This is a genomic window from Algoriphagus taiwanensis (assembly GCF_036245645.1).
In the GTDB taxonomy this organism is placed as follows: domain Bacteria; phylum Bacteroidota; class Bacteroidia; order Cytophagales; family Cyclobacteriaceae; genus Algoriphagus; species Algoriphagus taiwanensis.
This window is the reverse complement of record NZ_BTPE01000002.1, coordinates 371,561-383,444: the sequence shown is the minus strand read 5'-3', so window position 1 is coordinate 383,444 and position 11,884 is coordinate 371,561. Positions and strand designations below refer to the sequence as shown.

Here is an 11,884-nt window from a genome sequence, read left to right as displayed (position 1 = left end):
TAATTTGTCCCAAAAGCAAAAACGCTTATGAAATCGACACGATTAAAATTGTCATTAGCTTCATATGGCAATGATGATGTTAATCGTCAAAGATTCCATCTGACCAATAAAAATCAAAAAATATACAGATGAAAAAACTATACAGCCTTGTCGGATTTTTGACTCTGTTTTGGGTATCCGGGTTTGGACAAAGTCTGGACTTTTCCAAAATGGTGAAAAAAGAAGGGTTTGTCCCTTTCTATCTCGACGAAGAAAAAGGGAAAATCTATCTCGAGATACAATCTCTGGATACCGAATTCCTTTATGTCAACTCTCTCACTGCAGGTATCGGCTCCAATGATATCGGTCTAGACCGAGGTCAATTGGGAGATACACGAGTAGTGGAGTTTAGAAAATCAGGCAACAAGCTCTTCCTGGTTCATAAGAATTATGGATTCCGGGCCTACACAGACAATCCCTCCGAAGCCAAATCCATCAAGGATGCTTTTGCAGAATCCACGCTTTGGGGATTTGAAATCGCCAAATCTGAAGGAGGCACACACTATGTAGAAGCTACTAAATTTTACCTTCAGGATGCTCATGGAGTCAGTGAGCGTCTTAGCAGAAGCCGTCAGGGTAATTATCGGGTAGATGAGAGTAGGTCAGCGCTATATTATCCCATGACCAAAAACTTCCCCAAAAACACAGAAGTCGAAGCGACCATCACTCTCACAGGAACGGGTGCAGGTGCCTACCTGCGTTCGGTAACTCCAAGTCCTGAGGCAGTGACTGTACGAATGAGGCATTCCTTTATCGAGCTTCCTGAGCCTTATGCCATGCGAAAGTTTGACCCTCGAGCTGGCTTTTTCTTCATCAGTTATCAGGACTACACCACCCCTATAGATGAACCTTTGGTAAAAAGGTTTATTTCCAGACATCGATTGGAAAAGAAAGATCCCACAGCTGCGGTATCAGAAGTGGTAGAACCCATCGTGTATTATTTGGATAGAGGCACTCCTGAGCCTGTAGCTTCTGCTTTGATAGAAGGAGGAAATTGGTGGGCCCAGGCTTTTGAAGCGGCAGGATTTAAAAATGCCTTCCGTGTGGAATTGGCTCCGGAAGGGCTGGATTTGCTGGATGTGAGATACAATGTCATCCAATGGGTACACCGCTCTACCCGTGGCTGGTCTTATGGATCAAGTGTGAGAGATCCTCGTACCGGGGAAATCCTGAAAGGGCATGTTTCACTTGGATCTCTGAGAGTGAGACAGGATTACCTCATTGCCCAAGGATTGATACAGCCTTTTGAAGAGGGTAAGCCTGTGGACCCAAGAATGATGGAAATGGCACTGACACGCCTGAAGCAGCTTTCGGCTCATGAAATCGGTCACACCATCGGACTGGCCCACAGCTACGCCACTTCTGCCAATGGCAGATCTTCTGTGATGGACTACCCCTATCCTTTGATCAAAGAAAATGCTAATGGGGAGCTGGATTTTTCAGATTCTTATGATTTGAAAATCGGTGATTGGGACAAATGGGCAATCACTTATGGATATGGTACCCCAGCTGCAGGGCAGTCCGAAGAGGAGTTTTTGAATAAAACTTTGCTGGACACCTATTCTGCAGGTTTTGAATTTATCACTGACTCTGATTCTAGAGACCCAAGCGGTGCTCATCCTCGATCGCACCTTTGGGATAATGGCATTTCCGCTCCAGCAGAATATATGCGTCTGCTCAAAGTTCGGGAAAACCGAATGAAGACCTTTGGACTTAATGCTATCCGCAATGGGGAGCCTCTAGCTACTTTGGAAGAGGTATTCGTGCCGCTTTATCTTATGCATCGCTATCAGTTAGAAGCGACGAGCAAGTTGATTGGGGGCATGGATTACAACTATCAGGTAAAAGGTGACAATCAGCCCAATCAGAAGTGGATTCCAGCTTCTCTTCAAAAAGAAGCATTGGAAGCCTTATTGACAGGGATTTCTCCGAACCAATTGGAAGTACCTTCTCATATTCTGGCGTTGATTCCTCCCCGGCCATATGGATATGGTAAAAACCGAGAAACATTTCCTTCCCGAACGGGCCCTGTATTTGACCCAATTGCACCTGCAGAGAATGTGGTGGACGCCACCTTCACTTTCCTTTTCGAATCAGGCCGGGCTAATCGAATTTACCTTCAAAACCTAGTCGACCCAAATCTACCCAGCTTGGAAACCGTCTTGAATCAGGTTACATCCCAGGTATTTTCCAACTCCAATCCAGGAGGACTGAAAAATGAGATCAAGTGGATGACCGAATCCAAATTGGTGGACCATCTGATCAATCTGTCCAAAAACCCAGATGCTGCACAAACTGTGAGAGCAATTGCCCGCATGCAGTTGGAAAAAATTTCAGCTATGGAAGGAAGCAGTGGAATCACCAAAGCCCATCGGGATTATCTTTCTGATAAAATCAAAACCTTCTTAGAGCTTCCTGTCGAATTCCCTGCTCAGGATGTATTGAGTATTCCTGACGGAGCCCCTATCGGAATGGAAGAAATGAGTTGTGACTTTTAAAGAAAAAAACCGGGCTAGTCCCGGTTTTTTATTTTTGGAAAAAGAAGAAAACTTAATTGGAAGACCTTCTTTTTCCTGCTGTCCTTGACCAAAAAGCACGTTTATCCAAATCCAAGATGGCTTCCTGATATCTCTCATAGAATCCATCTATTTCCCATTTCCTTTTGGCCAAACCTCCCAATAAAGCTCCAACCCCAGCACCAATTCCTGCTCCCAAAACAAAAGATCCAAAAACCATGGAAGGCTGATCATATGCGTCTACAAACCAAGAACCCAAAACCGGAGTAGATTCTACCGTCTGGTCAGCCAGAGCATTAATTCCAATGCCTAGCGGGATTCCCAAAATCCCACCTACTAAAGCCCCTTGCTTCCCGGGTGAGTTTCGCAGGGTTACCAAAGACTTGACCTGAGAATAGTGGATGCTTTTGATTTCAGTTGGAACTGACTCCGAAGTCATCTTTTTGCTCATAGTCTCCACAAAAAACAGGGAATCTTTGGAAACCTTATACAACAAGGCCCGAGGATACTCTTTTCCCTGCATATCCATAATCCAAACCTGCCTACCTGCCGGATTGAAATACAGTCCATCTCTGACCAAGACTTGGGAAGATGCCGTGATCACCCAAATCAACATTCCAATCAAAAGTCCGATTGTCTTTTTCATAGTTCTTTATTTACCAAAAGGTAGCTTGAATTCGCTTGGAGCTTGAATTGAAAAATGCTGAAGCGGAAAATTAAAAACGCATTTTCTACCAGTTTTTAATCTGTCTATTCCAAGCCAATGAAAGGAGGAAAATGCTCAAAGTAGGATGACAGGGACAAAAACATTGGGTAAATTGCGGAGGATATCACCGGCTAGAAAATTAATACCTGATTAAGCAATGCATAACCCACTTTTGGCAGATTTTGCCACCCCTTTTGATACCCCACCGTTCCATCTGATCAAAAACGAGCACTTCCTAGAGGCCATCAAAGAGTCCATTATTCAAGCCAAGAAGGAAATTGAGCAAATCAAAGCTGAACCTGAAAGTACCTTTGAAAATACCATCGAGGCTCTTGACCGCTCAGGGAAAAAGCTTGGTGTGGTTTCGGCTATCTTTTTCAACCTCAATTCGGCAGAAACCAACGATGAAATCCAGCGATTGGCGCGTGAGATTTCTCCTTTACTGACCGAACATGCCAATGACATCCTGCTGGACCAGGAGCTTTTTCGGAAAGTGGAAGAAGTGGTCAACCAAAAATCATCTCTCAATTTGACCCCGGAACAATCCACGCTTTTGGAAAAAACCTACAAGTCCTTTGTCCGGAATGGGGCCAAACTCAATCCTGAAGAAGCACAAAAGCTGAGAAAAATAGATCAGGAGCTATCTCAACTCAGTCTGAAATTTGGGGAGCATGTATTGGCAGAGACTAACCGCTTTGTTCACTTTGTGGATAGAGAAGAAGAATTGGATGGGCTTCCTGAGGGAATCAAGGAAGCGGCTGCGCAGATTGCAGAAGAAAAAGGAAAACCCGGTTCTTGGGCTTTCACCTTGGATTATCCGAGTTACATTCCGGCCATGACCTATGCAAAAAACAGAAGTCTGAGACAAACTCTCTTCATGGCCTTCAATACCAAGGCTTCCAAGGGAGATGAATTGGATAATCAGCAAATCATCAAGGATATCCTTAGGCTAAGATTTGAGCGAGCTCAACTTCTAGGCTATGCAAGTCATGCCGATTTTGTTTTGGAAGAAAGAATGGCCAAGAGTCCAGCCAAGGTGATGGAGTTTTTGAATGACTTATTGGAAAAAGCCAAACCTAAAGCTGAAGCCGAGGTACAAGAAGTCTTGGAATTTGCCAAAAAGAAAGATGGGTTGGCTGATTTGAAAAAATGGGATTTTGCCTACTATTCTGAGCAACTCAAAAAAGAGAAATATGCTCTGGATGACGAGATTCTTCGCCCATATTTCCAGCTTGAGCGAGTGATTGATGGAGTCTTCCAGACTGCGAAGCGCCTCTATGGATTGGACTTCATTGCAAATAAAGACATTCCTGTCTATCATTCGGATGTGACCGCATACGAGGTAAAAGATGAGTATGGAGCTCACCTGGCCGTGTTTTATGCGGATTTTTTCCCCAGACCGGGAAAAAGAAACGGAGCTTGGATGACCTCCTACAAAGGGCAATATGAAGTGGCCGGAGCAGATAGCCGACCACACATTTCCATTGTCTGCAATTTTACCAAACCCACCAAAAGCAAACCCAGTCTGCTCACCTTCAATGAAGTGACTACCCTTTTCCATGAATTTGGTCATGCTCTTCATGGCATGCTGGCCAAAGGCACTTATGAGACCCTGTCCGGAACGAGTGTGTATTGGGACTTTGTAGAATTGCCTTCCCAAATCTTCGAAAACTGGTGTTACGAAAAGGATTGTCTGGACCTTTTTGCCAAACACTATGAGACAGGGGAAGCCATACCAGAGGATTTGATCCAGAGAATCAAAAATGCGTCAAATTTCCAGCAAGGATATCAGACGGTGAGACAGTTGAGTTTCGGGCTATTAGACATGGCCTATCATGGCCAATCTCCCGAGGAGATTAGTGATATTCGGGAGTTTGAAGAAAACATCATGAAAAAAACCGATTTGCTCCCAAAAGTGCCCGGCACGATGGTTAGCACTAGTTTTTCCCACATTTTCCAAGGCGGATACAGTTCAGGATACTACAGCTACAAATGGGCCGAAGTACTGGATGCAGATGCTTTTGAGTTGTTTCAAGAAAAGGGTGTATTTGACCAGGAGACTTCTCGATCCTTTGCTCGAAATATCCTCAGTGCCGGAGGAAGTGAGCATCCTTCGATCCTTTACCGACGGTTTAGAGGGCGAGACCCGAAACCAGATGCATTGATGAAACGATCGGGATTAATTCAGGGTAAATAGGATTTTCCAAATGGATGGATTAAATTTTCCACTTCAGCCAAATATTCAACCAAAAAACTGATCAACGGCAAAATCATCCAATGACCTTGAATTAAATCAAAATGCAAAAAAAACCCTTGAACCTCCCCGCTTATTTGAAAGCACTTTCAGTAATGGCTTTCATTATCATTTTGGTGTTTTTCCTGATAGTGGGCAAGAGTTTGTTGGTTCCTTTATTCATGGGAGGCTTTTTTGCCATTTTATTCACTCCATTGGGTAATCTGATGGAAAAATATAAAATACCCAGAACGCTCTCCTGCGTATTTTCACTGCTGATCATGATTGCATTTGTGGCAGGATTACTGGGATTTATAATTGGCAATGTGGTAAGCTTTACCAAGGATTTTTCCAATACCTCAGATCGGTTGGTCACTGTAGCAAATGAATTTGATGAATGGACAAGTTCTACCTTCGGGATTCAGGAAAATTTGTCTGAGAAAGTGCAATCAGATGCTCTGATGCAATATGTCAATGAGCATAGCAGCAGTATCACTTCCTTTGCACTTAATGCGATAGGATCCATGTCAGGACTGATTTTGATCCCCATATTCATGTTTTTCTTCCTACTGTACCGAGAGCATTTGACCAAAATGATGGTAATGATTTACAGAAATCATGATCCTGCCTTGGTAAAGATGCGAATCACCAATCTAAGGAAGGTCATCCAAGGATACATCGTGGGTGTAGGCAAAGTGATGGTAATTTTGGCGATTTTAAATATCACAGCTTACACCATCATTGGGGTTAAACATGCGGTGTTCTTTGGAATCCTGGGTGCGATATTGAATATCATCCCTTACATCGGGCCACTAATCGGTGTGACTTTGCCCATGACTTACTCCTTCTTGACTATGGATGGTTTAATTTATCCTGTTTTGATATTCGGAGCATACCAGGTGATCCAACTGGTGGAAGGAAACTTCCTGACGCCCAAAATTGTCGGAGGAAATGTCAATTTGAACGCTTTCATCACCTTTTTGGGACTTTTGGTGGGAGGATCAATTTGGGGTATTGCAGGAATGATCTTGGTTATTCCTACTTTGGCTATCCTTAGGGAAATATTTTCACTATCTCAAGAAACCAAACCCTTCGCTTTGCTATTAGGAGAAGAAAAAGACGATGATGATTACTTTGCTGAAAAAGAAGAAAGCTCCGAATAGACTTACTGCTATTTTTTTAATTCTATTATTCTTGGCATCCTGCGACAGCGTGGAGGATAAAAAAGGCAGGTTTCTCCTCAAGGGAAATGAAAAACTGGATGAAAACGATCCTAAGTCTGCCATTGGTTTTTATCAGGAAGCTATTGCTTTGGATTCAACCTATTCTGACGCCTATTTCAATAAGGCCTTAGCTCATTTAAGGCTCAATCAGCTGGATGAAGCCATTCACGATTTCAGCAGTTCGATTAGCTACAGGCCCGACTATTTTGAGGCTTATTTCCAACGAGGCCTAACCTATCTTGACAATGGGGAATTTTATAAAGCCCAGGAGGATGCCAATCGTCTGATATCTTTAAATGAAAAGGACTGGCGATCATTTTTCCTCGAGGGGCTTACCCAAGAAAAGCTTAAAAACTTCCCGGCCTCTCTCGAAGCTTTTCAAAAAGCGACCCAACTAAACCCGGAAAATTCTGACCTATGGGTCAATCAGGCAACCATCCTTTATTACCAAAAAAACTACACAGAAGCTAAGACAAAACTCGATCAGGCAGAACAAATCAATCCTTCTGAGCCTAACCTGCACAACCTTCGTTCTATGATTTTCTTTGACGAGGAAAACTACGAACAAGCCTTGACAGCTGTGGAAAAAGCCATCACTCTGGACAATAGGCATGCTTATTTCTACAATAATAAAGGGTTGTATTTATTATTTTTAGACCGAAAAGAGGAAGGGCTGGATTGGATCAATCAAAGCATTCAAATGGATCCAAAAAATCCATTTGCACTTAGAAATAAAGGGATTTATTATGTCATGAAAGGAGATAAAATTTCAGCCTTGCAATACCTTTCAGATTTGGAAAAAAGCTATCCGGAAATGGATTTGGTTCAGGAATACTTCCTAAAAGCTCAGGCCCTTTGAGAACCTACTAAAATCACTTCTTTGATTTTCTTGAGCAGTTCGGCTGCGTCAATTGGTTTTGCCACAAAGCCATCAAATCCGATTTCTTCGATCTTACTCATGATTTCAAGTTTGGCAGCGGCGGTCAATGCGATTACAGGCACATTGGACATGGCTTTGATCTTTTCCGTGGCTTCAAAGCCGTCCATTTCCGGCATTTGAATATCCATCAAAATACAGTCATAACTATGCTTCTGAGCAAATTCAACGGCCTCTAGGCCATGAATAGCTCTGTCGTAAGTATAGCCCCACTTTTTGATTATTTTTCCCAAAACCAAGGCATTCACATCATTATCTTCAGCCATCAGCAGGTGAAGTTTATCAAAACTTCTGGACTCAATCTTTGGAGTGGAATTGAGGATAGATGCTTCAGTTGCCTTTTCCAGTTCAAGTTCGAAGAAAAAGCGGCTACCTTTACCCACTTCAGATTCAAGCTGAATCTTACCTCCCATAAGGGCTAAAAGTTTTCGGGTAATGGAGAGGCCCAAACCAGTGCCCCCATACTTGGTACTGAAGGTAGGCTTGACCTGGTCGAAGTCATTGAAAATCTTCTCCTGATTTTCTGGAGCAATTCCGATTCCGGTATCTTTTACTTCAAAGTAAACTCTCACTTTATTTCTGAGGGTTCCTACCAAATCCACCTTTACATCTACCTTACCTTCATTGGTAAATTTCAGGGCATTCGTAATCAGATTATTAAGAACTTGAGAAAGTCGAGTCTTATCACCCTTGACCTGAATATCCAAACCATCTGAGAGATGAAGCTGAAGCTGATTCCTGCTGTCACGGGCATGAAAGGTGAGGCCTTTTATCACCTGCTCCAATAGATCTTTGAGATGGAATGGATTGGACTCAATGGATAATTTTCCTGCTTCGATCTTCTGGAAATCCAGCAGGTCATTGATCATGATGATCAAATTATCCACTGCAAAATTGATCGTGTTCAGGGCAGTTTTCTGAGACTCACTTGGATTCTCCTGGAACAAAGAATAGACAGATCCGGATATTGCATTGAGTGGAGTTCTAAGCTCATGTGAAATCATGGAGAGGAAATCCGACTTGATTTGATTGGCCTTTTCAGCTGCTTTTCTAGCCTCATCCAGTTTGGCCTCAAATTCTTTTTGCTTGGTAATATCTGTCAAATACCCATACCAAACCATGTCCCCATTAGCCAATGCCTGAGGGCGTGCTGCACCCAATACCCATCGGTAAGAATCTGATTGAGGCTGAGTACGCACTCTGAATTGACACTGCCAAGGTTCCATCTTTCTTGCTGAGGCCACAGAGCTCATGATCAATTGGGGCAGATCTTCGGGATGTACCTTGGTGATAGCTTTGGATATATCCTTGAACTCTCCCAAATCCTGATCGGAAAGACCTAATACAGAATGAATTCCTTTAGACAAGAATGAGAAATTCATTTGTCCTTCTCCATCCAAAACCAACTGATACAAACCACCCGGAACTTGCTCGGTCAGATTCATCAAGAAATCACTGCTTTCTTCCAGGGATTTCTCCAGCTTAATTTTTTCGGAAATATTTCTGAAAGAAATCGAGATATATGTCTTTTCCTCAACTTCCGTTGGCTTTGTCGCCACCTCCAGGGTCAGCTGCTTCCCCGATTCATCAATCCATAGAGTGGAAAATCTATTGACAAAACTTCCCTCCAGAGGCGATTTGACCCAGTCTGTCCAATTTTCACCCTTATCAAAAAACACATTGAGCTCGGACAAGTGTTTTGGGCTTAGATTTTCCCAGCCTAAAAGCCTTTTTGCTTCATCATTGAGAGAAATAATCTCGCCTTCAGGATTGACTACAAGTACTGCCTCCGGGCTATCCTGCCACAAGGTCTGATGTAGGGCAAGTTCAATTTTGAGCTTTTCTAACTCAGAATTATCCCAAATGACTCCATAAATCAAACCTGAGGAAAAGGAAGATCGGAAAAAGTTAAATTCTGCGAGCTTTTCTCCGAGCTTGATTTTTCCACTTCCCTCTAGCTGATCCGGATGAGAAAGAAGATTCCTTCCTTCCTTTTCCAAATGCTGAGTCAGTTGATTTTTCTCTGATTCAGTCAGGTGGAGATGCTGTACAAATTCATCGAAGGGCTTTTCTAGTTTTAGCCCTGAAATAGCCTCAAAGGACCATTTAGCTGAGATTCCTCCGCTTTTTTTCAGAGATAAAATTTCTTCTTGTTTTTCTTGATCTAGCTCAATTGCCTTTTTGTCTGTGACATCTCTGGCAATGACAAAAAAGAGCTCAGGGTCCATTTGAATGGAACATTCCAGCCAGCGGTATTCTCCACTTTTATTTTTGAACCGAATTGTCTGAAGTGCATTTCCGGGCTTTTGACGAAGAGTTTTCCAGAGATTCTGTAAGTCTTGCAACTCCTCCGGATGAATCCAAGGACAAAGATTGGTGTTCAACAATTCCTCCGGCTGATAGCCCAATGTGGCGATTACAGAAGGATTGACAAAGGTCAAGTGATCGTTTTTACCAAGGGCAATTAAATCCAGAGAAGATCTAAAAAACTGATAAGCTTCTTTTTTCGAAGGTAATCCGTGCGTTTTTATTTCCTTCCCTTTATAAAAGAGGTAGTAATTGGAACCTGTCTCATGAGGAAGCTCAAGCTGGAAGGAGTAATCCTTGTCTTCGAAAGTAAGCACCAATTCTTCTTTGAAGATATATGAGGTAATATCCAAATCAAGTCCTACTAAGGATCGATCAGAAAGCCCCTCTCCTATCAGGTTTTCAAAAGCCTCATTACCGTAAAAAATAGAATAGGGGTAAGTATCATCCGCCAGAAACACCATTTCGGAAGATTCATAGATGATCTTTTTGAATGTACTGTTGATGCCCCTTTCCTGCATTTACCTTTGAGCGAAAATGGATATTTATTTTGGGTGATTGAATTATAAAGATTCAGCAGTAAACATACATCAATTTGCATTTCATAGCAAATATTTTACATTTCGAAAAAATATTTTTCTCTCAAAAATTATAGTAATAGCTGATTTTAGCCCATAAACGGGTTCGGAAGCCATCCTGAAGGTATCCATCTGTCCTATAATCCACTCCCCACTCCAATTTTTCCTTTCTGTTAAAAAATTTTCCAAGGGACGCAGCAAGCCTGTTTTCAATTTCATATTCGCCTCCTTTGTGGCTAAAAATGGACTCAGCCGAACTCAGCAAATAAAATTCTCCGGGGTCCACTTCTGCCCCTTCTAAGGGTATCTCAACGGAAAGACGATACCTGAACCGAAGTTCTAAGGGTTGATTTCTGGTAAAAGTCTGATCTGTTCTAAACCGGTGATTTACTCTTAAGCTCCGGCCTTTTTGCAGGATTGCCAGCTGCTGAATAATCCGATTTCCATCTTCACCCTCTTGAAACCGATGAAATAGACCCAAGGCAACACTGATTCCCGGCCTCAGTGATTGATCAAAAAAGCCCATAATATCGGTTCGGTAATGCGAAAATTGAGGATTTTCAGCACTATCGTCGCGATTATCAAATACTATATGTTGATTTTCGATTTTAAAATTGACCTTTTGCGTCTCAGACAATTTCTTGGTAAGGGAGGCTTCCGGGAAAAATCCGGTAAAAAAAGTCTGTCTAGACTGGGATAGCACATTCCCAATCACCAAAAAGTACATCAATACAATACAGGAAATTCTTTTCATCAAAAAATCAAATTATCAACCGACCTCATTTGAACTCGGACAATAGAAATAAACGCACCTTGCTCATCAAACAATCCTTCCCAAATCTGCCAGGCCCCTTTTTTCCCCTGAAAGACAATTTCGTAGCGGATAGTGACTCCTTCAGTCTCCTCTTCATCAAAAAAATCCTCCAAATCGGACTCATCTCCTATCAGTTGCCTTTGAATCTTCATCACCGAAAACTCCTCAAATTCCGACTGAAAGTATCCCTGGATTTCTTCCCAAGATGTAGGGGGCATTTCATCTTTGGAGATTTCTATCTCTACGTCCATCAGCTTGCCCAAAGAGTCAAACTTGACACTGTGGTAATGCTTTTCCCACCAAAACTTGGCTTCAAAAGCCTGTCCATCCTGTGAGTATTCCAAAAACCATTTAGGCCTTTTTACTTTTTCAAAAGCATCCTTCAACCAGCTCTTAGCCGGATCGGGAACTTCTGAAGGCTTTACGCCCACTTCCCGCTCTGTTTTATCCTGAGCTCGGGATGTCAGCGCCAATCCCAAACATAGGACTAAGGAAAAAAGGATATATCTCAACATACTCGGGAAATAAAAA

General features: G+C 42.5%; 8 protein-coding genes. 4 read left to right on the top strand and 4 right to left on the bottom strand.

The window, feature by feature from the left end; genetic code table 11:
* Positions 1–128 precede the first annotated feature (128 nt).
* Positions 129–2,537 carry a zinc-dependent metalloprotease gene (locus AAA938_RS03885; protein WP_338227329.1) on the top strand — a complete coding sequence of 803 codons (2,409 nt, stop codon included), beginning with the start codon at positions 129–131 and terminating at the stop codon, positions 2,535–2,537.
* A gap of 52 nt (positions 2,538–2,589) precedes the next feature.
* Here AAA938_RS03885 and AAA938_RS03880 read toward each other — a convergent pair whose 3' ends face one another.
* Positions 2,590–3,201, bottom strand: a complete 612-nt coding sequence (locus AAA938_RS03880; protein WP_338227328.1) for a hypothetical protein — start codon at positions 3,199–3,201, stop codon at positions 2,590–2,592.
* Positions 3,202–3,418: 217 nt separating this feature from the next.
* Between AAA938_RS03880 and AAA938_RS03875 the strand changes: the two genes are divergently transcribed.
* From AAA938_RS03875 to AAA938_RS03865, 3 genes are all read left to right on the top strand, one after another.
* Positions 3,419–5,458 (top strand): M3 family metallopeptidase, encoded by a 2,040-nt coding sequence (locus AAA938_RS03875; RefSeq protein WP_338227327.1) that lies wholly within the window; start codon positions 3,419–3,421, stop codon positions 5,456–5,458.
* A 101-nt stretch (positions 5,459–5,559) separates the two neighbouring features.
* Positions 5,560–6,657: an AI-2E family transporter gene (locus tag AAA938_RS03870; RefSeq protein WP_338227326.1), complete on the top strand. Its 1,098-nt coding sequence runs from the start codon at positions 5,560–5,562 to the stop codon at positions 6,655–6,657.
* A 31-nt stretch (positions 6,658–6,688) separates the two neighbouring features.
* On the top strand, positions 6,689–7,576 hold the full coding sequence (locus tag AAA938_RS03865; protein WP_338227325.1) for a tetratricopeptide repeat protein: 888 nt from the start codon (positions 6,689–6,691) through the stop codon (positions 7,574–7,576).
* On the opposite strand, the gene AAA938_RS03860 is transcribed toward AAA938_RS03865, so the two are convergent.
* The 3 genes from AAA938_RS03860 to AAA938_RS03850 form a co-directional block, all read right to left on the bottom strand.
* Positions 7,564–10,482, bottom strand: a complete 2,919-nt coding sequence (locus tag AAA938_RS03860) for an ATP-binding protein (RefSeq protein ID WP_338227324.1) — start codon at positions 10,480–10,482, stop codon at positions 7,564–7,566. The two genes, AAA938_RS03865 and AAA938_RS03860, sit on opposite strands and share 13 nt — an antisense overlap.
* 121 nt (positions 10,483–10,603) lie before the next feature.
* A complete protein-coding gene (locus tag AAA938_RS03855; RefSeq protein WP_338227323.1) occupies positions 10,604–11,293 on the bottom strand; it encodes a DUF2490 domain-containing protein in 690 nt (229 codons plus the stop codon).
* Entirely contained in the window at positions 11,293–11,868 is a 576-nt protein-coding gene (locus tag AAA938_RS03850; protein ID WP_338227322.1) for a hypothetical protein, read from the bottom strand. Before AAA938_RS03850 ends, AAA938_RS03855 begins: the two co-directional genes overlap by 1 nt.
* Between the last annotated feature and the right edge of the window lie 16 nt (positions 11,869–11,884).